The 22,908-nt window shown below is 74.5% G+C and carries 22 protein-coding genes; 10 read left to right on the plus strand and 12 right to left on the minus strand.

What is annotated here, in order from left to right:
- The first annotated feature begins 47 nt into the window (after positions 1 to 47).
- The 3 genes from ACIBIW_RS08220 (at position 48) to ACIBIW_RS08230 (ending at position 4,284) form a co-directional block, all read left to right on the plus strand.
- Positions 48 to 542: a hypothetical protein gene (locus ACIBIW_RS08220; protein ID WP_399333280.1), complete on the plus strand. Its 495-nt coding sequence runs from the start codon at positions 48 to 50 to the stop codon at positions 540 to 542.
- 288 nt (positions 543 to 830) lie between these two features.
- Positions 831 to 3,263 carry a PQQ-dependent sugar dehydrogenase gene (locus ACIBIW_RS08225; RefSeq protein WP_399333282.1) on the plus strand — a complete coding sequence of 811 codons (2,433 nt, stop codon included), beginning with the start codon at positions 831 to 833 and terminating at the stop codon, positions 3,261 to 3,263.
- A gap of 4 nt (positions 3,264 to 3,267) precedes the next feature.
- Positions 3,268 to 4,284, plus strand: a complete 1,017-nt coding sequence (locus ACIBIW_RS08230; protein WP_399333284.1) for a ThuA domain-containing protein — start codon at positions 3,268 to 3,270, stop codon at positions 4,282 to 4,284.
- 73 nt (positions 4,285 to 4,357) lie between these two features.
- On the opposite strand, the gene ACIBIW_RS08235 is transcribed toward ACIBIW_RS08230, so the two are convergent.
- Together ACIBIW_RS08235 and ACIBIW_RS08240 are read right to left on the minus strand one after the other, a co-directional pair.
- Complete coding sequence (locus ACIBIW_RS08235; protein ID WP_399333288.1) at positions 4,358 to 5,485, minus strand: mandelate racemase/muconate lactonizing enzyme family protein; 1,128 nt, start codon at positions 5,483 to 5,485, stop codon at positions 4,358 to 4,360.
- Between the two features lie 59 nt (positions 5,486 to 5,544).
- The gene (locus tag ACIBIW_RS08240; RefSeq protein WP_399333290.1) at positions 5,545 to 6,348 is read right to left on the minus strand and encodes a creatininase family protein; all 804 of its coding nucleotides are present in this window, start codon (positions 6,346 to 6,348) and stop codon (positions 5,545 to 5,547) included.
- Between the two features lie 41 nt (positions 6,349 to 6,389).
- Here ACIBIW_RS08240 and ACIBIW_RS08245 point away from each other — a divergent pair, with 41 nt between their 5' ends.
- Positions 6,390 to 7,352: an ROK family protein gene (locus ACIBIW_RS08245; protein ID WP_399333292.1), complete on the plus strand. Its 963-nt coding sequence runs from the start codon at positions 6,390 to 6,392 to the stop codon at positions 7,350 to 7,352.
- An 8-nt stretch (positions 7,353 to 7,360) separates the two neighbouring features.
- Here ACIBIW_RS08245 and ACIBIW_RS08250 read toward each other — a convergent pair whose 3' ends face one another.
- The 5 genes from ACIBIW_RS08250 to ACIBIW_RS08270 are packed head-to-tail and all read right to left on the minus strand — an operon-like array spanning position 7,361 to position 12,504.
- Positions 7,361 to 8,206, minus strand: coding sequence for an ATP-binding cassette domain-containing protein (locus ACIBIW_RS08250; RefSeq protein WP_399333294.1), 846 nt, complete (start codon positions 8,204 to 8,206; stop codon positions 7,361 to 7,363).
- Positions 8,203 to 9,021: an ATP-binding cassette domain-containing protein gene (locus ACIBIW_RS08255; protein ID WP_399333296.1), complete on the minus strand. Its 819-nt coding sequence runs from the start codon at positions 9,019 to 9,021 to the stop codon at positions 8,203 to 8,205. The genes ACIBIW_RS08250 and ACIBIW_RS08255 overlap by 4 nt, the downstream gene beginning before the upstream one ends.
- Complete coding sequence (locus tag ACIBIW_RS08260) at positions 9,018 to 9,926, minus strand: ABC transporter permease (protein WP_399333298.1); 909 nt, start codon at positions 9,924 to 9,926, stop codon at positions 9,018 to 9,020. Before ACIBIW_RS08260 ends, ACIBIW_RS08255 begins: the two co-directional genes overlap by 4 nt.
- Positions 9,923 to 10,915, minus strand: a complete 993-nt coding sequence (locus ACIBIW_RS08265; RefSeq protein WP_399333300.1) for an ABC transporter permease — start codon at positions 10,913 to 10,915, stop codon at positions 9,923 to 9,925. Before ACIBIW_RS08265 ends, ACIBIW_RS08260 begins: the two co-directional genes overlap by 4 nt.
- Positions 10,912 to 12,504, minus strand: coding sequence for an ABC transporter substrate-binding protein (locus ACIBIW_RS08270; RefSeq protein WP_399333302.1), 1,593 nt, complete (start codon positions 12,502 to 12,504; stop codon positions 10,912 to 10,914). The genes ACIBIW_RS08265 and ACIBIW_RS08270 overlap by 4 nt, the downstream gene beginning before the upstream one ends.
- Positions 12,505 to 12,558: 54 nt before the next feature.
- Here ACIBIW_RS08270 and ACIBIW_RS08275 point away from each other — a divergent pair, with 54 nt between their 5' ends.
- The 4 genes from ACIBIW_RS08275 (at position 12,559) to ACIBIW_RS08290 (ending at position 15,434) form a co-directional block, all read left to right on the plus strand.
- On the plus strand, positions 12,559 to 13,383 hold the full coding sequence (locus ACIBIW_RS08275) for an IclR family transcriptional regulator (RefSeq protein WP_399333304.1): 825 nt from the start codon (positions 12,559 to 12,561) through the stop codon (positions 13,381 to 13,383).
- On the plus strand, positions 13,380 to 14,414 hold the full coding sequence (locus ACIBIW_RS08280) for a serine hydrolase domain-containing protein (protein ID WP_399333306.1): 1,035 nt from the start codon (positions 13,380 to 13,382) through the stop codon (positions 14,412 to 14,414). Before ACIBIW_RS08275 ends, ACIBIW_RS08280 begins: the two co-directional genes overlap by 4 nt.
- 149 nt (positions 14,415 to 14,563) lie before the next feature.
- Complete coding sequence (locus ACIBIW_RS08285; protein ID WP_399333308.1) at positions 14,564 to 14,749, plus strand: hypothetical protein; 186 nt, start codon at positions 14,564 to 14,566, stop codon at positions 14,747 to 14,749.
- 127 nt (positions 14,750 to 14,876) lie between these two features.
- The gene (locus ACIBIW_RS08290) at positions 14,877 to 15,434 is read left to right on the plus strand and encodes a CGNR zinc finger domain-containing protein (protein ID WP_399333310.1); all 558 of its coding nucleotides are present in this window, start codon (positions 14,877 to 14,879) and stop codon (positions 15,432 to 15,434) included.
- Positions 15,435 to 15,448: 14 nt separating this feature from the next.
- Here ACIBIW_RS08290 and ACIBIW_RS08295 read toward each other — a convergent pair whose 3' ends face one another.
- The 4 genes from ACIBIW_RS08295 to ACIBIW_RS08310 form a co-directional block, all read right to left on the minus strand.
- Positions 15,449 to 16,504, minus strand: coding sequence for an alpha/beta fold hydrolase (locus tag ACIBIW_RS08295; RefSeq protein ID WP_399333312.1), 1,056 nt, complete (start codon positions 16,502 to 16,504; stop codon positions 15,449 to 15,451).
- Between the two features lie 213 nt (positions 16,505 to 16,717).
- Complete coding sequence (locus tag ACIBIW_RS08300) at positions 16,718 to 17,797, minus strand: acyltransferase family protein (protein WP_399333314.1); 1,080 nt, start codon at positions 17,795 to 17,797, stop codon at positions 16,718 to 16,720.
- A 168-nt stretch (positions 17,798 to 17,965) separates the two neighbouring features.
- Entirely contained in the window at positions 17,966 to 18,502 is a 537-nt protein-coding gene (locus ACIBIW_RS08305) for a DUF4232 domain-containing protein (RefSeq protein WP_399333316.1), read from the minus strand.
- Positions 18,503 to 18,653: 151 nt separating this feature from the next.
- Entirely contained in the window at positions 18,654 to 19,856 is a 1,203-nt protein-coding gene (locus tag ACIBIW_RS08310) for a D-alanyl-D-alanine carboxypeptidase family protein (RefSeq protein WP_399333318.1), read from the minus strand.
- A 226-nt stretch (positions 19,857 to 20,082) separates the two neighbouring features.
- Between ACIBIW_RS08310 and ACIBIW_RS08315 the strand changes: the two genes are divergently transcribed.
- On the plus strand, positions 20,083 to 20,829 hold the full coding sequence (locus ACIBIW_RS08315) for a L,D-transpeptidase family protein (RefSeq protein WP_399333320.1): 747 nt from the start codon (positions 20,083 to 20,085) through the stop codon (positions 20,827 to 20,829).
- A gap of 10 nt (positions 20,830 to 20,839) precedes the next feature.
- Here ACIBIW_RS08315 and ACIBIW_RS08320 read toward each other — a convergent pair whose 3' ends face one another.
- A complete protein-coding gene (locus ACIBIW_RS08320) occupies positions 20,840 to 22,168 on the minus strand; it encodes an MFS transporter (RefSeq protein WP_399333322.1) in 1,329 nt (442 codons plus the stop codon).
- Between the two features lie 105 nt (positions 22,169 to 22,273).
- On the opposite strand from ACIBIW_RS08320, the gene ACIBIW_RS08325 reads away from it, so the two are divergent.
- Positions 22,274 to 22,882: a TetR/AcrR family transcriptional regulator gene (locus ACIBIW_RS08325; protein WP_399333324.1), complete on the plus strand. Its 609-nt coding sequence runs from the start codon at positions 22,274 to 22,276 to the stop codon at positions 22,880 to 22,882.
- The last annotated feature ends 26 nt before the right edge of the window (positions 22,883 to 22,908 follow it).

Below are 22,908 nucleotides of genomic sequence, written 5' to 3' on the forward strand. Positions count from 1 at the left end.
CCCGCCGTGCCGCGCGGGAGCGCGCGGACCGACCCCAGGAGGAGACCGTGCCGTCAGAAACCGCCCGCCCCGTCCCCGCGCTCCTCGCCTCCACCGCGGAGCTTGCCGCCGCCGGGGGTCCGGGCGGCGCCCGCTGGCGGCTCGACCCCACCCGCAGGCAACTCGACGCCAACCTGGTCCGGCTGGCCCCCGGCGAGCGCGTCGAACCGCACACCGAGCCCCTGCTCGATGTGCTGCTCCATGTCGTCGCGGGCGGCGGCACCCTCGAAGGCGAGGACGGCGCGATCGCGCTCACCCCCGGCGCGCTGGTCTGGCTGCCGCGCGGCGCGCGCCGCGGTATCGCCGCGGGGCCCGCGGGGCTCGTCCACCTCACCGTCCACGGCCGCCGCCCCGGGCTCGCCATCGGCGCCCGCGCACAGGGCGGCGAGGCCGCCTGCCAACTGCACCGGGTCTGCCGGGACTGCGGACGGCTCGCCCAGGAGAGCGACGCGCGCTACTGCGCCCGCTGCGGCGAACGGCTGCCGGCCGCCGACGGGGCGTGAACTCCCCTGTACCGCGGGCTCGTTTCGCCGTACACCTAATTATGACAGGGCCTTGACAAATATCGGGCGCATTGCGAGCATGCAAAAGAATCGGGCCGCTGCGTAAAAAGCTCTGTGTTCTGTGCAATAAGTCGCTTGTCGCGTTCACCGGGAAGGCCCCCGCCGGCAGTCTCCGGCGGGTGAGCCCTCCCGTACATCCCACCGTCGCGGCGGCCCGATTCGAGAGCAAGCGCGGCCGGCGCGCGCCTTGCCTGACAGCACCCCACGTACGTCAGGAAGGGAAAGCTCATGTCACGACACCCCAGAAGAGGGTGGCGACTGATCACGGCGTTCGCCATGATCCTGGCCGGAGGGGCGCTCGCCGTCCCGGCCACCGCGAACGGGGCCCCGCGGGACATCCCGGCGGAGGACTACCAGCAGGTCCAACTCGCAAGCGGCCCGGACGAGATGGGCGAGGCCATGTCGCTCGCCGTGCTGCCGGACCGCTCGGTGCTGCACACCTCGCGCGACGGCACCCTGCGGCTCACGGACGCCGAAGGCAACACCGAGGTGTCCGCGAAGCTCGACGTGTACACCCACGACGAGGAGGGGTTGCAGGGCGTCGGGGTCGACCCCGCGTTCGACGACAACCACTTCGTCTACCTCTACTACTCGCCCCGCCTCGACACCCCCGAAGGCGACGCCCCCGTGGACGGCTCCGCCGCCGACTGGGAGCAGTTCAAGGGCCATCTGAACCTCTCCAGGTTCGTCCTGAACGACGACGGCACCCTCGACCTGAACAGCGAGAAGGTCGTCCTCGAAGTCGACAACGACCGCGGCCAGTGCTGCCACGTCGGCGGCGACATCGACTTCGACAGCAAGGGCAACCTGCTGCTGTCCACCGGCGACGACTCCAACCCCTTCGAGTCGGACGGCTATGCGCCGCTGGACGAACGCGACACCCGCAACCCGCAGTTCGACTCGCAGCGCTCCGCGGGCAACACCAACGACCTGCGCGGCAAGGTGCTCCGCATCCACCCCGAGGCGGACGGCACGTACACCGTCCCGGACGGCAACCTCTTCCCGCCCGGCACCGACAAGACCCGGCCCGAGATCTACGCCATGGGCTTCCGCAACCCGTTCCGTATCCAGGTCGACCGGCAGACGGACATCGTCTACGTCGGCGACTATGGCCCGGACGCGGGCGCCGCGAACCCCGACCGCGGCCCCGGCGGGCAGGTCGAGTTCGACCGCGTCACCCAGGCAGGCAATTTCGGCTGGCCGTACTGCACCGGCACCAACACGCCGGAGGAGACGTACACCGAGTGGACGTTCCCCGACGGCCCCTCGAACGGCGCATACGACTGCGCGGGCGGCCCGACGAACAACTCCCCGCACAACACGGGGCTGACGAAGCTCCCGCCCGCCCAGCCCGCCTGGATACGCTACGGCGGTGACGCGGGCTCACCGCCCGAGTTCGGCAGCGGCTCCGAGTCGCCCATGGGCGGCCCCGTCTACCACTACGACGCCGACCTCGACTCCGCCGTCAAGTTCCCCCAGGACCTGGACGGCAAGTTCTTCGCCGAGGAGTACGGCCGCAAGTGGATCAAGACGGTCGACATCGGCGACGACGGCTCCCCCGGCGCCATCGAGGACTTCCCGTGGACCGGCACCCAGGTCATGGACTCCGCCTTCGGACCCGACGGCGCGCTCTACGTCCTCGACTACGGCGACGGCGGCGGCAACCAGGCCCTCTACCGCGTCGAGTACCTCGCGGGCAGCAACCGCAGTCCGGTCGCCAAGGCCGCCGCCGACAGGACCTCGGGACCCACCCCGCTGAGCGTGGAGTTCTCCTCGGAGGGCAGCTCCGACCCCGAGGGCGGCGCCCTCTCCTACTCCTGGGACTTCGGCGACGGCGCCACCTCCACCGACGCCGACCCCACCCATGAGTACACCGAGGCGGGCACCTACTCGCCCACCCTCACCGTCACCGACCCCGAGGGGCTGACCGGCACCGCGAGCCTCGTCGTCACCGCGGGCAACACCGCGCCCACCGTCCACCTCACCTCCCCGTCCGACGGCCAGCTCTTCACCTTCGGCGACACCGTCGACTTCACCGTCGAGGCAAGTGACCCCGAGGACGGCACCGTCGACTGCGCCAAGGTCAAGGTCACGTACTCGCTCGGCCACGACAGCCACAAGCACCAGATCACCTCCAAGAACGGGTGCAGCGGCAGCATCCAGGTGCCCACCGACGGCGAGCACGACGCGGCGGCCAACCTCTACGGGGTCTTCGACGCCGAGTACACCGACGCGGGCGGCCTGACCACCGTCGACACCAGCACCCTCCAGCAGCACCACAAGCAGGCGGAGCACTACACCGACCAGAGCGGCATCGAGGTCGCAGGCCACGGCCCCGCCGAGGGCGCCAGAACCGTCGGCTTCACCGACGACGGCGACTGGACCTCCTACGAGCCCTACCGGCTCTCCGGCGCCACCTCGTTCACCGCGCACGTCGCGTCGGCCGGACCGGGCGGCACCATCGAGGTGCGCGCGGGCGCACCCGACGGCACCCTGCTCGGCACCGCCACCGTGCGGCCCACCGGGGACTGGGAGACCTACGAGGACGTCACGGCCGACCTGAGCGGCGGAACCGACGAGGCCACGGCGCTCTACCTCGTCTTCAAGGGCCCCTCGGGCCAGGGCAACCTCTTCGACGTCGACTCCTTCACGATCGGGTAGTGACATGCCACAACCTGCCAAGCGGCACCTGCGGCGGCTGACCGTCGCGGTGGCGGCGGGCACGGCGCTCGCCCTCGGGGCCCTCCTCACGGCCCCGGGGGCGCAGGCCGACGCCGACGCCACCCACGACGTACTGGTCTTCTCCAAGACCGCGGGCTTCCGGCACGACTCCATCCCGGCCGGAATCCAGGCGATCACCGAACTCGGCGCGGCCAACGACTTCTCGGTCACCGCGACCGAGGACGCCGCCGCCTTCACCCCCGACAACCTCGCGCGCTACGACGCCGTGGTCTTCATGAGCACCACGGGCGACGTGCTCGACGACACCCAGCAGTCCGCCTTCGCGGCGTACGTCGACGGCGGCGGCGGATACCTCGGCGTGCACGCCGCCGCCGACACCGAGTACGACTGGCCCTACTACGGCACCCTCGTCGGCGCCTGGTTCGAGGGACACCCCGAGCCGCAGCAGGCCGTGGTCGTCACCGAGGACCACGACCACCCCGCGACCGCCCACCTGGACGACCGCTGGACCCGCACCGACGAGTGGTACAACTACCGCACCAACCCCCGCCCCGACGTGCACGTTCTGCAGAGCCTGGACGAGTCGAGCTACAGCGGCGGCACCATGCAGGGCGACCATCCGATCACTTGGTGCCACCCCCAGGGCCAGGGCCGCTCCTTCTACACCGGGCTCGGCCACACCCAGGAGTCCTACGCGGACCCGGACTTCAGGCAACTGCTGCTCGGCGGCGTCCAGTACGCGACCGGCGCCGTGGCCGCCGACTGCGCACCGCCCACCGCCCCCGCCATCGGCGGCTCGCTCACCTGGGTGTCCGTCACCTCGTTCAACGAGTGGCACGAGGGCAGCTCCATCGAACCGGCCGCGAGCGACCCGCCCGCAGGCCACGGCTACGAGACCTACGAGGGCGCCTACGGGAAGAGCGGCGCCGCGGCCGAGACCGCGTACCTCGACCGCACCGCCGAGTTCGCCGCCCGCTTCGAGGCGGAACGGCAGCCGTAGACCCCCGAAGGACAGGGGAGCCGAGGCGGCGGGAGCGCGGTCGAAAGGGCCGCGCCCCCGCCGCCGCGCCGCCTCACCCCGTCAGATCCCCCTCCCGCTCGTTGACCGCCGCGTAGTGCCGCAGCCGCTCCTCGTCGACCACCACCCCGAGCCCCGGCCCCCGCGGGACCGCGAGACGGCCGTCCGCCAGCGACAGCGGCTCGATGATGTCGTCGGCGTGCAGGTAGTACATGCTGTCGATGGCGCGGGAGAGCACCGGGGTGCTCGCCACCACCGCCAGGTGCGCCGCCGTGGCGATGCCCAGCTCACCGCCGCTGTGCAGGTTCATCCCCAGCCCGAACGTCTCGCAGTGCGCCGCGAGCGCCTTGGTGGCGGAGATCCCGCCCCACTTGTAGACGTCCCCGTGGACCACGTCGACCGCGTTCAGCCGCACCGCGGGGGCGAAGTCCTCGAAGCGGACCACGCACATGTTGGTGCACAGCGGTATCCGCACCCGGGCCCGCACCTGGCTCATCCCGTCGATACCGACGCACGGGTCCTCCAGGTACTCCAGGTCGAGGTCCTCAAGCGCGATCCCGGCCCGTACCGAGTCGGGCACCGACCAGGCCGCGTTGGGGTCCACCCGCAGCTCCACACCCGGCAGCGCACCGCGCAGCGCCCGCATGATCGCCACATCGCCGTCCACGTCCGTGGTGCCCTTCAGCTTGACCGCGCCGAAGCCGCCCTCGGCGACGACCCGCGCCGCGTGCTCCGCGAGCGCCCCGGGCAGCGCGGCCCGGTCCGCGCCCGGCGCGTCGGCGCGGGTGACGAGCGCCGTGATCGGCACCTCGTCGCGCACCCTGCCGCCCAGCAGATCGGTCACGGACTGCCCCGTGGCCCTGCCCATGGCGTCCCAGCAGGCGACGTCGAGGGCCGCGATGGCCGCGTAGCCGAGATAGCCGTAGAAGAACGGCACCATGTGCTGTCTGCGGTGGAACGCTTCGAGCGCGAACGGGCTGGTGCCGACCAGGTCCTTCGCCAGCTTCTCCACCAGCGCGGCGACGGGACTGCCCCACATGGTCTCGCCCCAGCCCTCGACCCCCTCGTCGGTACGGACCCGTACCACGGTGCGGGTCTCCCCGGTCTTCGTCTCGAAGGAGCTGGTGAACGGGTTGACCAGGGGAAGGTTGACGACCCACACATCGACTTCGGTGATCTTCATGGTTCTCCGTAACGTGTCAGGCTCTGGGGTGTGCCCGAAGGCGGCGGACGCGGCCGCCGTCACCGCGGCGCGGGGTCGGGGTCCTCGGCGCCCGCGGGGCCCGTCGCCGCGTCGAACGCCCGGATGGCGCGGGCAAGCCCGGTCGCCCGGTCGTCGAGCAGCCGGCCGCCGGTGTCCGCGTCCGCCTCCGAGGCGTCGTCCGTGGCGCCGCCGACCCGCTCCCACTCGCCGTGCCGCTCCGTGGTCAGGCCCGGGTACGGCGGCTTGTCGAACAGCGGCGGCGGCTCCACGGGGGGCCGCGCGGAGACGGGGGTGCGCACCAGGCCGGGGTGCGCGGCCAGCATCAGCGAGGTCTCGAACCAGCCGGCGTGGCCCGGGGTGGCCGCGGGCCGCTCGACCTCGCCCGCGGTGCCCGCGGTGACCGTCCAGTACGAGCAGGCCGCGGCGCTGACGTCGGCGCGCAGCGCGAAGCGCTTCACGGCGAGCCGCATGATCTCGTCGTTGCCGCCGTGCCCGTTGACGACCATGATCCGGCGGTAGCCGCTGGTGAGCAGGGAGTCGAGGATGTCGCCCAGCACCGCCGCGAGGGTGTCGGCCGACAGCGACACCGCCGCCGCGAAGAGGTGGTGCGGGCTGTGCCCGTAGGGCAGCGTGGGCAGCCGCACCACCCGCGGCGGCCGGTCCCCCGCGGCCAGCAGGGCCAGCGCCCGGTCCACCACCGCCTCGGCGAGCAGGGTGTCGGTGCCCAGCGGCAGATGGGCGGCGTGCTGCTCCTGGGAGCCGATCGGCAGCAGGGCGATGCCGTCCCCGCCCGCCGCGCGGGCCTCCCGCCAGGTCAGCTCGGTCAGATTACGTTGACTCACGGTGCTATCTCCAGGAAACAGGGACGTGGCAGAGTCGGCGCATGGCGCACAGAAGTTCTCCGCTGCGGCTGGTGCGGGACCCCGTGCCGGGACCCGCGCCCGCCCCGCATGCGACACGGACCCTGGGGGCGGTCGAGCTGGTGCCGGGACGGGTGCGGGCGGCCGTGCTGAGCGTGTCCGGCCGGGTGGTCGAGCGCGCCGAGGCGTCGTACGACCCGGCGGCGCCCGGCGCCGCCGACGTCGACGCGGCCCTGGCGCGCGCCGCCCTGGTCTTCGCCGGGCACGAGCCCGCAGGGGTGGGCGTGGCCGCGGCGGGCCTGGTGGACCCGGCGGCCGGGCTGATCATCGAGGTGAACGACGTGCCCGCGCTGCACGGCTACCCGGTCACCGCCCGGCTCGCCGCGCTCACCGGCGCCCCGGTCAGGGTGGAGCACCGGGCCAGGCTCCAGGTGCTCGGCGACCGCTGGTTCGGCCCCGGGCGCGGGCGCACCACCTTCGCTTCGGTGTCCACCGGCGAGGTACTGGGCGTCGGCATCCTCTACCGGGGCGAGGTGCTCGCCCCGGTGGGCGGCAGGAGCGGCGCCCATATGACGGTCTCGGCCAGTGGCGAGCGCTGCACCTGCGGGAACCGCGGCTGCTGGAAGACCGTCGCCACGACCCGCTGGCTGCGGGCGCGGGCCGCGGACGCCGGGCTCGGCACGGCCGCGACGCTCGGCGGCCTCGTCGCCCGCGGCGACGCGCGCGCCCGCGACCTGGTCGCCGAGTACGCGGAGAACCTGGCGCTCGGCCTCGTCAACGTGCAGCAGCTCTTCGCACCCGGGCTCTTCGTGCTGCACGGGGAGGCCAGGGAGGGCGGGGAACGGTTCAGGGCGCTGATCGAGCGGCGGCTGCGGGCGGACGTGGCGGCGGCGGGCGCCGAGGAGCCGCGCGTCCTGGTGAGCGACGCAGCCGTGGACGACGTCGCCCTGCTCGGCGGCGCGGGACTCGTCCTCACCGACCTGTAGCGCCCCCCTCACGCCCCGCCTCCCGCGGCGCCTGCGCGGCGCCGCGCCCGGTGCGGGTCCGGCACCGGCACGGCGTCCAGCAGCCTGCGGGTGTACGGGTCCCGGGGCGCGGTGAACACCTGGGCTGAGGAGCCCAGTTCGACGACGCGCCCGGCGCGCATCACCGCCACCCGGTCGGCGACCTGCCGTACCACCGCGAGGTTGTGGGAGACGAACACGTACGTCAGGCCGTGCCGGCGCTGCAACTCCGTGAGCAGGTCGAGGATGCGCGCCTGCACCGACACGTCGAGTGCGCTGGTCGGCTCGTCCAGCACGACGAGCCGGGGTTCGAGGGCGATCGCCCGGGCGATGGAGATCCGCTGGCGCTGGCCGCCGGAGAACTCGTGCGGATAGCGGTCCTGGGTGTCCGGGTCGAGCCCGACGGATGCGAGGAGCCGCCCGACGCGCTCGCGCAGCGCGGCCCTTCCGCTCCTGCCGCGCGCCTCCGGGTCGTGGGTGATCAGGGGCTCCGCGACGACGTCGGTGATCCGCATGCGGGGGTTCATGCTGGAGTACGGGTCCTGGAGGACCACCTGCATCCGGCGCCGCACCCGCCGCAGCGCGGTGGCGGAGAGCGCCGACAGGTCCTCGCCCTCGAAGCGGACGGTGCCCGCGGTGGGCTCGGCGAGCCGCAGCAGCAGCCGGGTGAGGGTGGTCTTGCCGCAGCCCGACTCGCCGACGAGCGCCAGGGTCTCGCCCTCGTCCACGGTGAGCGAGACACCGTCCACGGCGACGGTGGGCGCCGTTCCGTACCGTCCGCCGAACTCCTTGCGCAGGCCGTCGAGTTCGAGCAGCGGCCGCCGGCTCTCGGTCATGCGGTCGGCTCCAATCGGGGCGTGGCGGCGAGCAGCCGCCTGGTGTACGGGTCGGCGGGGCGGTCGAACACCGCGGCGGCCTCGCCCTGTTCGACGATCTCGCCGTCGTGCATCACGGCCACCCGGTCCGCGGTCTCGGCGACCACCCCGAGGTCGTGGGTGATGAGCAGGACCGCCATGCCGTGCCGCCGCTGGAGCGCCACGAGCAGGTCGAGGATCTGCCGCTGGACGGTGACGTCGAGCGCGGTGGTGGGCTCGTCGGCGATCAGCACCCGGGGCCGCGCGACCAGCGCCGCGGCGATCATCACGCGCTGCCGCAGACCGCCGGACAGCTCGTGCGGGTACTGCCGGTAGCGGCGCTCGGGGTCGGGGATGCCGACCTCGTCGAGGGTGGCGAGCGCCTGCTCGCGCGCCTCGGCGCGGCTCGCGCCCCTGTGGTGCCGCAGCACCTCGGCGACCTGCCCGCCCACCCGTTGGAGCGGGTCCAGGCTGGTCATCGGGTCCTGGAACACCATGGAGACGGCGGCGCCCCTGACCCTGCCGAGATCCCGCTCGCCGAGGGCGAGCAGGTCGCGCCCCTCGAAGAGGACACGGCCGCCCGCGTACACGCACGGCGGCTCGGGGTTGAGCCGCAGCGCGGACAGCGCGGTGGCGGTCTTGCCGCTGCCGGACTCGCCGACGACGGCGAGGGTCTCGCCCGCGGCGACGTCGAGGCTCACCCCGCGCACGGCGTGCACGGTGGCGGACTGGAGGCGGAAGTCGACGGTCAGGTCCTCGAATCGGAGGACGGGCTCTGCGACGGCGGTCGGTGTCATCGGCGGTACGCCTTCGGGTCCGCGACGTCCCGCAGGGCGTCTCCTGTGATGTTGACGGCGAGCGAGGTCACCATGAGGGCCACGCCGGGGAAGACGGCCACCCACCAGGAGGTGCCCAGGTAGAGCTGGCCGTCGGCGAGCATGGAGCCCCAGGTGACGGTCTCCTTCGGGACGCCGAGCCCGAGGTAGCTCAGCGACGCCTCGGCGACGATGGCGGCGGCGATGTGCAGGGTGCCGATGGTGGCGAGCGGCGCCATCACGTTGGGCAGCAGATGGCGGCGCATGATGGCGGTGTCGGTGACACCGATCGCGCGGGCCTCGACGACGAAGTCACGGGAGCGCAGCGACAGCACCTCGGAGCGCACGACGCGCGCGTACGACACCCATCCCGTGATGCCGAGGACGAGGATCACGTACCAGAGGCCGGAGCCGAGGAAGCCGACGATGGCGAGGGCGAGCAGGATCGCGGGGAAGGCGAGCTGTACGTCGGCGAGACGCATCAGGACCCGGTCGGGCCAGCCGCCGAGGTAGCCGGACGCGAGCCCCACGACCGTGCCGATGACCCCGGCGAGCAGCGCCGCGCTGGCGCCCACGAGCAGCGAGACCCGGGTGCCGTAGATGACCCGGGAGAGCATGTCGCGGCCGAGCTGGTCGGTGCCGAGGAGGTGGGCGCCGCTGCCGCCCCGCTCCCAGGCGGGCGGCCTGAGCCGGGCGAGCAGGTCCTGCGCGTTCGGGTCGGCGGGCGCGATGAGCGGCGCGAACACGGCGGCGACCAGCAGCAGCGCGAGCACCACGAGCGCGGCGACGGCGAGCCGGTTGCGCAGCAGGGTGCGCACGGCCGCGGCGCGCGGGCTCGCGGCCCTGGCGGGCGCCCCCGCGGGGGCGGTGGTGGAGGTGGTGGTCACGGCGAAGTCCTCACCCTCGGGTCGAGGAGGCTGTAGGAGAGGTCGACGAGCAGGTTCACCACCACGAAGACGGCGGCGAAGAAGAGCACGGTGGCCTGCACGAGCGGGAAGTCGCGGTGCGAGATGGCCTCGATGGTCAACTGGCCGACGCCCGGCCAGGAGAAGACCTGCTCGGTGAGGATGGCGCCGCCGAGCAGGCTGCCGACCTCAAGTCCGACGACGGTGACGACGGGCAGCGACGCGTTGCGCAGCCCGTGGGTGAGCACGGTCTTGACCGGTCCGAAGCCCTTGGCCCGCGCGGTGCGGATGTGGTCGGAGGAGAGCACGTCGATGAGCGAGGAGCGCAGCAGCCGGGCCACCACGGCCACCGAGTAGACGGCGAGGGTGACCGCGGGCAGCACCAGGTTGGCGAAGGTGCCGTAGCCGGAGGCGGGCAGCGCGTGCAGCCCGACGGCGAAGACGAGGATCAGCAGGATGCCGACCCAGAACGGCGGGGTGGACTGGCCGAGCAGCACCCCGGTCATCACCGTGCGGTCGGAGGCCCTGCCGCGCCGCATGGCCGCGAAGATCCCGGCGGGTACCGCCACGACGAGCGTCACCACCAGGGCGCCCGCGGCGAGTTCGAGGGTGGCGGGCAGCCGGTCGGCGAGGATGTGCCCGACCGGCTGGTTGTAGACGAGGGAGTCGCCGAAGTGCAGCCGCGGCAAACCCCACAGGTAGTCGAGGTACTGCACGACGAGCGGCCGGTCGAGCCCGAGGCTCGCGCGCAGGGTGGCCTCCTGGCGGGCGGTGGCGTCGGGCGGCAGCAGCACCTTCACGGGGTCGCCGGAGAGCCGTACGAGGAAGAACGAGACGGTGGCCGTGCAGAAGAGCACGAGCAGCGCGGTGCCGACCCTGACCAGGACCTGCCGCAGCAGCGGGTGGCCGCCGCGGGCGCGGGGCACGGCGGCCGCCCCGGTGGCGGGCGGCGGTGTCGAGACGTCGGTCATCGGGCCACCTCCGCGTCGGCCATGCTGAGGACGCCCGCGGAGCCCGGTTTCCAGCGGGGCCTGTCGTTGCGGGCGTAGATGTTGTCGATCTGGTAGAGGGAGACGAACGGCGCCTCGTCGCGCATCAGGCGCTGGAGGTCGGAGAACGCGCGGCGGCGCTTGTCCGGGTCGACGGACAGCTCCTCGGTGTCGATCAGCGCGTCCGCCCGCTTGTCGTGCCAGCGGCTCTGGCGGCGGTCGCTGCGGACGTTGGACTGGAGCATGCTCTCGCCGTCCAGCGTCCACACCGTGCTCGCCGCCAGGTACATGGGCCCCAGCGCGCCGTGGTCGTCGGAGGTGAGGCGGGTGGCGTAGGTGCCCGGGTCGAGCAGCTCCACCTTGGCGTCGACGCCCGCGCGGGCCAGCAGTCCCGAGACGGCCTCGGCGACGTTGGAGTCGATGTTGGAGGCGGTGAGGGTGGTGCTGAAGCCGTGCGGGTGGCCCGCCTCGGCCAGCAGCTTGCGCGCGGTGGCGACGGACCGGGTGAACGGCTTGACGGAGGGGTCGAAGCCGAAGGCGCCGCGCGGGATCATCGCAGGCACCTCGCGGGCCTTGCCGCCCAGCACGGCCTTGATGAGCAGCGGCACGTCGACGGCGTGGTTGAGGGCCTGGCGCACCCGCTTGTCCCGCAGCGGCCCGTCCTCCAGCGTGTTCAGGGAGAGATAGGAGGTGCGGATGCCGGTGAAGTGGTCGAGGGTGACGCCGGTGTAGCCGTCGAGCTGCTGGGCCGCGTCCGGGGTGAGCCCGGTGACGAGGTCCACGCCGCCGCTCTGGAGGGCGGCGAGCGACGAGGAGGCGTTGGGCGCGGGGCTGAAGACGAGTTCGTCGACGGGGGGCCGGCCCGCCCAGTGGCCGGGGTTGGCCCGCATCCGCAGCTCATGGTCGCGCTTCCAGCTCACGAAGGTGAACGGGCCCGTGCCGACCGGGCGTTCCGCGAAGCCGCGGTCGCCGACCTTGGCCAGGTAGCGCGGCGGCACGGCGGCCCCGCCGAACAGGGAGAGCTTGTCGGGCAGGATCGGGTCGTGGAGCGAGGTGTGGATGTCGACGGTGTGCGGGTCGACGACGGAGACGCTCTTCACATAGCGCAGTTCGACGATCGGCGACTTGGTACGCGGGTCGAGCAACCGCTCGATGCTGAACTTGACCGCCGCCGCGTCACAGGGCTCCCCGTTGTGGAAGGCGACCCCGGGGCGCAGGGTGAAGCGCCAGGTGAGCGGGGCGGTCGCGGTCCAGGTGAGGGCGAGCCGCGGGTGCAGCCGGTTGTCGCGGCCCCGGGTGGTGAGCGTGTCGAACATGTTGATCAGGACGTTCATGGAGGTCATGTCGCCCTGCTTCTGCGGGTCCAGCGTCAGCGGGTCGCCCGGCTGGGACACCCGCAGCACGTTGCCCGCGTCGCCCGCGGGGTCGTTGCCGCAGCCGGCGAGGAGCGCGGGCGCCGCCAGGGCGGGGACGAGCAGTCCGCCGAAACGCAGGACGTCGCGGCGGGGCGGCCCGGCGCGATGCGGAGCGCGGGCACGGTCCACCGTCCGCCCCTGCCGAATTCGTTCCATTGAACAACACATCCGTTCCGTCAAATGGAATGCGGTTGGGTTAAGCTAAGCGACATGCCGAAACCGGTCAACACCTCCGCCCGTGCCCAGGAGCCCGTGAAGGGTCCGGTCGACAAGGCGATGGAGGTGCTGGAAGTACTCGTCGCGGACGGCGGGGGCCCGCACCGGCTCGGCGAGATCGCCCGCCGTACCGGCCTCGCCAAGCCCACCGTCCACCGCCATCTGCGGGCCATGGCGGAGCAGGGCTTCGCCCGCCCCGCCGAGGGCGGCAGCTACCGTCCGGGACCCCGGCTGCTCGGGCTCGCCGCCGCCGCGCTCGACACCAGCCCCGACCTCGCGCTCGCCAGGCCCGCCCTGCGCGACCTGCGCACCCGCACGGGGCTGCGCGCGCTCTACGCGGTGCGCGACGCGGACGAGTACGTCCTGCTCGAACTCTCCGAGCCCGCCGGGGAGTACGGCTGCGCCGCCCGCCCGGGCGACCGGGCGCCGCTGCACCGCGGCGGCCCCGGCCTCGCGATCCTCTCCGCGCTCCCCGCCGCCGAGGCCGACGCGGTGCTCGCCGCCGCAAAGCCCCTCAGGGCCGCGGTCCACGCCCGTAACGGACCCGGGGCCCTGCGCGCCGAGGCCGCCGCCGCGGCGCGGCGCGGCTACGCCCTCGACGACGGGTACGAGGAGCCGGATGTGCGCTGCCTCGCCGCGCCCGTGACCGAGGCGGACGGCCGGGTGGTCGGCGCGCTCGGCGTCCGGGGTCTCGCGTTCGTCCTCGGCGAGGAGAGCGTGGCCCTGTACGGCCCGATGGTCCGCGCCGCGGCCCGCGCGCTCTCCGCGGGGCTCGGCGGGCGGCGCCTCGAAGCGGTCGCCGAGGCGGGCGAGTCATGAGCGCGCTCAGGGCACTGCTCGAACGGGCCCGCGAGGACCGGGTGTTCTCCGCGGCCGCCTGGTCGGTCGGCACGGCGGAGGGGGCGCTCGACCGCGGCTGGACGGGCACGAGGAGCTGGGGCGGCCGGGGGGCCGAGGCGCGCGCCCTGGACGGCTCCGAGCTGTGGGACCTGGCCTCCGTGACCAAGCCGGTGGTCGGGCTCGCCGTCATGGCCCTCGCCGACCGGGGCGCGCTCGCCCTCACCGACACCGTCGGCGACCACCTCCCGCGCTACCGCACCGGCACCGCCGCCGACCTGACGCTCCACCAACTCCTCACCCACACCTCGGGGCTGCCCGGCGGGGTGCCCCTCTACCGCGCCCACCCCACCCGTGAGTCGCTGCTCGCGGCGCTCGGCGCGCTGCCGCCGCGCGCGGCGCCCGGCACCCGGGTCGAGTACTCCTCGCAGGGCTTCATCCTGCTCGGCCTCGTCGCCGAGGCCGCCGCGGGACGGCCGCTCGACGAGCTGGTCGACACCCTCGTCGGCCGCCCGCTCGGCATGGCGGACACCGGCTTCAACCCCGGCGAGGAGGGCCGCGCCCGTGCGGTGGCCACCGAGGACTGCCCCTGGCGCGGCCGGGTGGTGGTCGGCGAGGTGCACGACGAGAACGCGGTCGTGCTCGGCGGGGTCTGCGGCCACGCCGGCCTCTTCGCGACCCTGGCGGACCTGGAGCGGCTCGGGAGGTGCCTCGCGGCGGGCGCCCCCGGGCTGCTGCGCCCCGCCACCCACGCCCTGATGACCGCCGGGCACACCGACGCCCTCAACCTGCGGCGCGGCCTCGCCTGGCAGGGCCTCGACCCGGCCGGCTCCCCGGTCGGGCCCGCCTTCGGACCCGACTCCTACGGGCACACCGGGTTCACCGGCACCAGCATCTGGGTCGACCCGCGCGGAGGCCGCTACGCGGTGCTCCTCACCAACCGCGTCCACCCCTCCCGCGCGGGCGACGCCATCAGGGCCGTCCGCCACGCCTTCCACACCGCCGCACCCTGACCCGCCCCACCGCGACACCCCCTTGACAGGTGACGCGACCTCCGCCATTGTCGTAACCGGACGAACAGGTGACGCCGACCGGCGGTCGCCGCGGCCGACCGGGGAGCCGGGCCGGAGCCCGGGAGGCGCCCGGAGAAGAGGAGGCGGCCATGCCGCGCCAGGGGAAGACCGAGAAGACCGAGGACGCCGCCAGGGCCGCGCGCCGCGCCAGGTTCGGGACCCTGCCCGAGCGGGTGCGCCCGCAGGACACCGTGGAGACCAGGCCGGCGATCGCGCCCGACCCGTCCCGCGACACCTACAGCTCCGACGAGTGGCTCGTACGCTACTGCCTCTGACCGCCCGCTTTCCGCCCGCCACGGGACCGCCGCCCCCCGCACCGGGGGAGCGGGCGGTCCCCGGCGCCGTCTCCTGTCCGGAGTCCGGTTCGGACTCCTGTTCAGGCCGATCCGATGGACCTTTGCGATGGACCTGGAACACGTCTTCCTCTGCGGCAGCCCCGCGCTCGACTTCGCCGCCACGCTGCGCGCCCGCGACACCGTACGGTTCGAGCTGTTCGTGACGCCCGAGCGGCTGAGCGCCTGGTTCCTCGGCTCGGGGCTCGTGGACGCCGTCACCTCCTGCGACGAGGCCGACGTCGCGGCCGCGATCGCACTGCGGGAGGCCGTCTACGCCCTGGTCACGGCGCGCCGCAGGGACGAGCCGTACGGCGAGGACGCGCTCGCGGCGGTGAACGCGGCCGCGGGCCGCCCGCCCGCCACCCCCCGGCTCACCCCGGCGGGCCGCTGGACACAGGCCACCGCCCCCGAGGCGCTGTCCACCGTCGCCCGGCACGCCGTCGAACTCCTCGCGGGGCCCGACGCGCCCCTGATGAAGGAGTGCGCCAACCCGCCCTGCACCCGGGTCTTCCTCGACAGGTCACGCGGCTCCCGGCGCCAGTGGTGCGGCATGGAGTCCTGCGGGAACCGGCTGAAGGCCGCCGCCTACCGCTCCCGCAAGCGGCAGGCGGCCACCGCCACCTGACCCCGCCGGCCGGTTCAGAGCCGGTCGGCGTCCACCACCGCCCGTGCGAACTCCTCAGGCGCCTCCTGCGGGACGTTGTGCCCGACGCCCTTCAGCGTCCGGTGCGCGTACGGGCCCGTGAAGTGGTCCCGGTACCCCGACCCGTCGCCCGGCGCCGCCGTGAACGGGTCGCGCTCCGCGTCCAGGGTCACCGTCGGCACCGCGATCGGCGGGGCGTCCGCGAGCAGGCGCTCCCAGCGGTCGTAGCGCCGCTCGCCGTCGGCGAGGCCGAGCCGCCAGCGGTAGTTGTGCAGCACGACGGCCGCGTAGTCCGGGTTGTGGAAGGCCGCGGCGGTGCGCTCGAAGGTGGCGTCGTCGAAGTCCCAGGTGGGCGAGACGGTGTCCCAGACGAGCCGGGTCAGATCGTGCCTGAGGTCCGGGTCCTCCAGGGCGAGCCGGCCGCGCTCGGTGGCGAAGTAGTACTGGTACCACCAGGCGTACTCGGCCGCGGGCGGCAGGGGGCTCCTGTTGGCCGCCAGGTCCGTCACGAGGTAGCCGCTCACCGAGACCAGCGCCTTGCAGCGGCCAGGCCACAGCGCCGCGACGATGTCGGCCGTGCGCGAGCCCCAGTCGAAGCCCGCGAGGACGGCGCGCTCGATCCGCAGCGCGTCGAGCAGCGCCACGAGGTCGAGCGCCACCGCGGACTGCTGGGCGTTCCTGACCGTGCGCGCCGACAGGAAGCGGGTCGTGCCGTGCCCCCGCAGATACGGCACGATCACCCGGTAGCCGCGGTCCGCGAGCAGCGGCGCCACGTCGACGAAGCTGTGGATGTCGTACGGCCAGCCGTGCAGGCAGACGACCACGGGGCCGTGTGCGGGCCCGGCCTCCGCGTACCCGACGTCGAGCAGGCCCGCCCGCACCCGCTTCAGCGGCCCGAACGAGGTGTGCGCGCCCGGCCGGGGCGCGGCGCCCGCCGCGCCCGCGGGCGTCGGCGCGGCCGCCGCCGCGACGCCGGGGACCGCCATCGCCGAGGCGGCCGTGGAGCCCGCTCCGATGCCGCACACCTTGCCGAACGTCCGCCGCCTGATCATGAGCCGTCTCCCTCGCGCTCCGCGCCGCCACCGGCATGCCGCACCGGGACGGGCACCGGCCACGCGGCGCCCGTCGTGGCACGACTGTCCCAGCCCGCCGCGTCACCTGTCAAACCGGTGACGCGATACGGGGGTGTCGTACCCGGCGGGGCCGCGGTGGCCCGACTCGTACGGAAGGGGGCGGAGTTGGCCCCGTGCGTCGCGCGGCCGGTCTCAGGTCCTGCGGGGCACGCTCCGGAACACCCGGGTCAGCGGCGGCTCCACCACCACCCGCAGCAGCCGCCGCACCGGCACCGTGCACAGCGCCGTCATCAGCGTCAGCACCGCCGCGGTCACCGCCAGCTCGCCCAGCGGTCCGTGCACCCAGCCGTGGTCGTACCAGCCCCAGTACCGGGATGCCTTGATCACGAAGCCGTGCAGCAGATACGCGTACACCGTGCCCGCGCCCAGCGCCGTGCACCACAGCCGCCGCCCCGGCACCCAGGCCAGGAAGCACCCCGTGAGCAGCACCGCGAGACCGAAAAGCACCGGGGTGCTCAGCAGCCCCGCCCACCCCGGCACCCCGATGTCGGTGACCGGCGAGCGGTGGTACAGCCACTCCGTGTCCAGCCGGGGCGACAGCAGGTACGTCCCGGCGAGCGCGAGCGGGAACACCACGAGGGCGGCGCCGCGCACCGCGCGGGTGCGCAGCCGGGCGAAGTGCTCGGGGCGCAGCACGAGGCCGAGCACGAAGCACGGCAGGAAGCCCAGCACCCGCTGGAGCCCCAGGTCGCCCCCGGTGGCGGGGGACATCGAGGCGAGCGCCGCGACCCCGAGCGCCACCGGCACCGGGTGCCGCAGCGCCAGCCACAGCGGCGTGGTCAGCCGCCAGACGAAGAGCGCCAGCAGGAACCACATCAGGTACCAGGGGTCGAGCAGGCTGAAGGGGTAGTCGGGGTCGTGCCCCGCCCACCGGTAGAAGAGCGTGTACGCGATCTCGAACACCGCGTACGGGACCGCGACCCCGGTCACCAGCCGCCGCACCCGCCCGGGCGAGGCGTCGAAGGTGCGCGAGAAGTACCCGGAGACCAGGGCGAAGGCGGGCATGTGGAAGGCGTACACGAGCAGGTAGAGCGCCCGTACCGCCCGGCTGTCGTAGGTCAGTGGCTCCCAGGCGTGGCCGCAGCCCACCAGCAGGATGGTCAGATACTTGGCGTTGTCGAAGAACGCGTCACGCCCGAGGCCGCGCCCCGGCGAGGCCGGCTGCCGTGCTACCGAGGGCGCCGCTTCGCGCGGCACCGTCTGCTGTTCCATGGCGTCCCCTGGGGCCGCGGCGCCCGGGGGGCCGCGGCCGGTGTCGTACTGGTGCTGACGGGCGGCGCCTGCCCGACCGCCACGCTCCCATGACCGCCCGAACGGGTGATGGGGGCCACGGCGGGGACACCGCGCCGCCGCGCCGGCACCGGCGCACCGGGGGACGGGTCAGCCCAGGGCGTCCTGGAGTGCCTGCTCGGCCTGGTCCCAGGAGGGGTGCCAGAGCGTGGTCACCGGCTCCCACACCGGCACCCCGTCGGGGGAGCCGAGCGAGGTGGCGGAGAAGGACACCCCCGGGTGCGACGGGTCGCCCGCCACCCGCACCGAGTCCACGTGTCTCGCGGTGGACACGTCGGCGGGGTCCACGGTGCGCACCGCGGCGTAGGCGGCGCGGGTGAGACCGATCGGGTACGCGGCGGACCCGGCGGGCGGCACCGGCACCGCCGCGCCGTCCAGGTCGCCGAAGGTGACCGTGGGGATCTGGTCGACGACACAGGGCACCAGGCCGGTGTTCTTGATGCTGATCTTCAGTACGTGCGGCTGGTCGGTGGCGCTCGCCGACACCGTCAGCGCGGACGGCAGGCAGGTGGTGGCGGCGGGCGCCGCGGGCGCGGGGCGCGGCCCCGCCGCGAACGCGGTGGGCGCGGCGAGGACGAGGGCGGCGGCAGCAGCGGTCGACGCCGCGGCAACGGTACGGGCACGCATCAGCGGTGAGCCTCCTGAGGGTCGCGGTGGCCTGGTCGGCCGCCCATGAGACCTCCCAGCGGCCCTTCGGGTTGTGCGACATCCGGAGGAAATCGCGGTGCGGCCCCGCGGCGGCCGGTGAGCCGCGGCGGGGCCGCACCGGGAGTGCGCGTCAGGCCCCGCGCCCGCGGCGCGCCCTGCGCCGTACCGCGAGCGCCGCGCCCCAGGACACCAGCAGCGCACCGCAGCCCGCCGCGGCCAGCAGACCGGGTCCGAAGGGCCCGAACGCCCCGTCGCCGTCCGCCGCGGAGGCGTGCACGGCGCCCGCCTGCGCGGGCGGCGGCGTCGCGGCCGTCCCCGGCGCCAGCGTGCCGACGGGGCGCACCCGGTCGGCCGACGCGAAGCCCCAGTCCAGCAGCGACCTCGCCTCCCGGTACACGGCGTTCGGCTCCCCGCTGGTCGGGTGCATCAGCGTCACCAGCAGGGTGCGCCCGCCGCGGTGGGCGGCGGCGATGAGGGTGTTGCCCGCGTTGGTCGTGTAGCCGTTCTTGACACCGAGCACGCCCCGGTAGCGGCCGAGCCCGTCGGCCCCGGTCAGCAGCCTGTTGGTGTTCTGGATGGCGTACGGTCCCTCGTCGCCGGGGAACTTCGCGACCGCCGTCGAGCAGTACCGCGCGAAGTCCGGGTCCGCGAGGCCCGCCCTGCCGAACACCGCCAGGTCGTACGCGGACGACACCTGGCCGGGGTGGTCGTAGCCGTCGGGGGACACCACCCGGGTGTCGCGCGCGCCCAGCTTCTTCGCCTTCTCCCGCATCTGGCGCACCGTCGCCTCGTCGCCGCCGATCATCGAGCCGAGCACGTGCACGGCGTCGTTGCCGGAACTGAGGAACACCCCGCGCCACAGGTCGTCCACCCGGTAGCGGTGCCCGGTCTCCACGCCGACGAGGCTGCTGCCCTCGCCGACCCCCGACAGGTCGGACGCGGTCACCCGGTGGACCGAGTCCGGCTTCAGACGCGGCAGCGCGGTCAGCGCGAACAGCGACTTCAACGTGCTCGCGGGCGGCAGCGCGCGGTGCGCGTCGTGCGCGGCGAGCACCTCGCCGCTGTGGGCGTCGGCCACCAGCCAGGACAGCGCGGAGATGTCGTCGGGTGGCCGGGCGTCCTGGGCCCTGGGGTTGGCCCGGGTGCCGGACCCGTCGAGGAGCCCGTGCGGTGGCTCGGGGCGCGGCGCGGGCGGCGCGGGCTCCCCGGGGCCCGCAGCCGCGAGCGGCACGGGACCGAGCAGGGCGAGCCCCGCGGCCAGCGCCAGCGCGGGAACGCCGGTGCGCGCCGTGCGGCGGGCGGTGTGCGGCAGCAAGGATGATCTGATCGCCATTCCGCCACCGTAGGAACGGCCTTGGGCGCGCGCAGGTCCGTTGGGCCGGGTGGCGGTACGGCGCCCGCCGGGCGCGCCGCGCCGCCCGCGCGCCCGACGGCCCGTCACACCGGGGCCGCGCGGCGCCCCGTGGGCCCGCGGGCGCGCTCCGCTCGTGGCGCGCGCCCGCCGCGGCGGCCATAGCCTGCACCTGCGAGCCCCCTCCCGCACGAGAAACGGACCAGGCATGCCCGTATCCCGGTACCGCGCCGCCGTCCCGGCCGCGGCCCTGACCCTCGCCGCCGCCCTCGCGGGCTGCGCGGGCCACCCGCAACGGCCCGCGGACACTCCGCGCCGCACCGGGGTCGCCGCCGCCCCCGCACCGGAGCGCCGCGCTCCCGAACTCCCCGCGACCCTGCCGGGCCTGGGGCCCGCGACCCTCGCCAGGATTCCGGCGGGCACCGGGCAGGTGCTGGTGGTCACGGGCCGCGGCAGGGACGCCGCCACCGCCACCGCCGTACTCCATGTGCGCACCCCGCTCGGGTGGTCCGCGGGCAGGGCCTGGCCCGCGCGCAACGCCAGGGACGGCTGGACCGACGAGCACTACGCGGACGACATGCGCTCGCCCATCGGGGTGTTCGCGCTCACCGACGCGGGCGGCCGCAGCGAGAACCCCGGCACCCGGCTGCCGTACGACCGCTCGCCCCGCTTCGTCGCGGAGGGCGACGGCTTCGACGGCGAACCGCTCGACGGCAGCTTCGACTACGTCGTCGCGATCAACTACAACCGGGAGGCGGGTGTCTCGCCGCTGGACCGGGGCCGCCCGCTCGGCGAGGAGCGCGGCGGCGGCATCTGGCTCCATGTCGACCACGGCGGCCCCACCCACGGCTGCGTCGCCCTCTCCGAGCGGGACCTGCGCGACCTGCTGCGCCGCCTCGACCCGGCGAGGTACCCGGTGATCGTCATGGGGGACGCGGCGTCCCTGGCCCGCTGAGGGCGGGCCGCTAACGGACCCGGCACCCCTCCTCGGGGCGGGCGGCGTCCGCCGTCGCCACCGGCTCGGGAAGCCGGGGCTCGCTGCGGGCGACCGGCGGCGGCAGCGGAGCGGTGGCGGGCGCGCGGGTGACCGTGGCCCGCAGCACCAGGGCGGCAAGGGTGAGGGCCAGGATGGCGAGGGTGTACACCTCGGTGGTGGAACGCAGCCCGTAGTGGGTGTCGGCGAGGCCCGCGACGACCGCGGGCACGCTGAAGGCCAGGTACGAGATCACGTAGACGACCGCGATCAGCGCGCCGCGCTCGTGCGGCCGTGCGATGCGGGCGATGGTGCCGAACGCGGCGAGCGCCCCGGCGCCGAATCCGGCCCCGGCGACGACGGTGCCCACGGTGGCGAGGGCGAGGCTGTTCCCGTGCACACCGGCGAGCCCGCCCAGGGTGCCGGCGCCGAGGCCGCAGGCGGCGGGCAGCAGCAGCCGGTGCGCGGGCACCCGGCGCAGCAGCGACGAGGTGACCGCCGCGACCCCGCACAGCAGGGTGATGACGAAGCCGCCGACGAGGTGGTTGCCGAGGCCGAACACGCCCGCGGCGACCGAGGGGCCGAGGGAGAAGTACAGGCCGCCGAGGGCCCAGGTGGCGATCATCACCGGGATCACGGGCAGCAGGTCGGCACGGAGATGGCGGGGGATGCCCGCCTTCGGGACGAGCGAGCCGAGGGCGCCCGGCCTGCGGGTGACGGTCTCCGGCATGAGGAGCGCGGCGCCGCCGGAGAGCACCATGCCGCCGAGCAGGATCGCGTAGACGAGATGGGTCGGCGCGGGCCCGAACTGCACCAGCGCCCCGCAGCCGAGCGCGCCGACCGCCAGGCCCCCGGTGGGTGCCACGGAGTTGACGATGCCCGCGTGGTGCTTGGCCCTGGGCGGCGCCAGGTCGACGAGGGCCGCGCCGAGCACCGATATCGCCGCCCCGGTGGCGAGGCCCTGCACCAGCCGCGCGAGGCCGAGCACCAGGGTGTCGCCCGCCGCGAGGAAGAGCACGAGCGCGGCCGCTTCGAGGACGAGGGCGCCGCAGAGCACCGGGCGCCGCCCGATGTGGTCGGAGAGCCTTCCGACGACGAGGAGCGCGGCGAGCAGCCCGAGGACATAGATGGCGAAGATCCCCGTGAGCACGGTGGGGGAGAAGCCCCACATGCCCTGGTAGACGACGTAGAGCGGGGAGGGCGCGCTCGACGCGGCCATGAAGAGCACGATCACGACCGTGGTGACCACGAAGAAGACGCGATGCCGGCGCGGATGACCGGCCTCGTCCTCGGCGGGGGAAGGCGGTGCGGTGGCGGGCATGGGCCCCTCCTCTAAAGCAGTGAGATTCGCTTTAGCTCCGGAGCCTACCGTAATGCAGTCATCGATGCGTTAGCTTGTCGCAGTGATCTATGCGATAGTGGGCGTATGTCCGAGTCGTGGAGTGACGTGCGCGTCAGGGACGAGACACCCGCGGAGCACGCGGGGGGCACCACCGGCAGCCGACCCGGCGGCCGGTCGGCGCGGGTGCGCGCCGCGGTGCACACGGCCGTGGGCGAGCTGCTGGCCGAGGGCGGCGGCGAGACCCTGACACTGCCCCTCGTGGCGGCACGCGCGGGCGTCCACCCGACCACCCTGTACCGGCGGTGGGGCTCGGTCGGCGAGCTGCTCGAAGACGTGGCGTCCAGCAGGTTCAGCGGCGCCGACGACGCTCTCGTGGTCCCGGACACCGGGACCCTCGCGGGCGACCTGCGGCAGTGGGCCGCGGACGTGGCGACCGACCTGGCCGACCCCGACGTGCTCACGCTGATGCGCGCCGCCATCGGCTTCGGCGAGCAGGGCGGCTGCCTGTGCCGGGGCGACCGGCTCGCACAGCTCGGCGCGATGCTGGCCCAGGAGCGCGAGCGCGGCGGCACGCCGCCGTCCGTCGAACGCGCGGAGGACGCGCTGCTCGGCCCCCTCTACTACCGCGCCGTCTTCAACGAGACCCCGGGCAGCCCCGAGTGGGCGCGCTCCCTGGTCGACCGCCTCCTGTGACGGCCGCGCTTGCCGGGGCGTGCCGC

The organism is Streptomyces sp. NPDC050560 (assembly GCF_044457285.1).
Classification (GTDB): Bacteria; Actinomycetota; Actinomycetes; order Streptomycetales; family Streptomycetaceae; genus Streptomyces.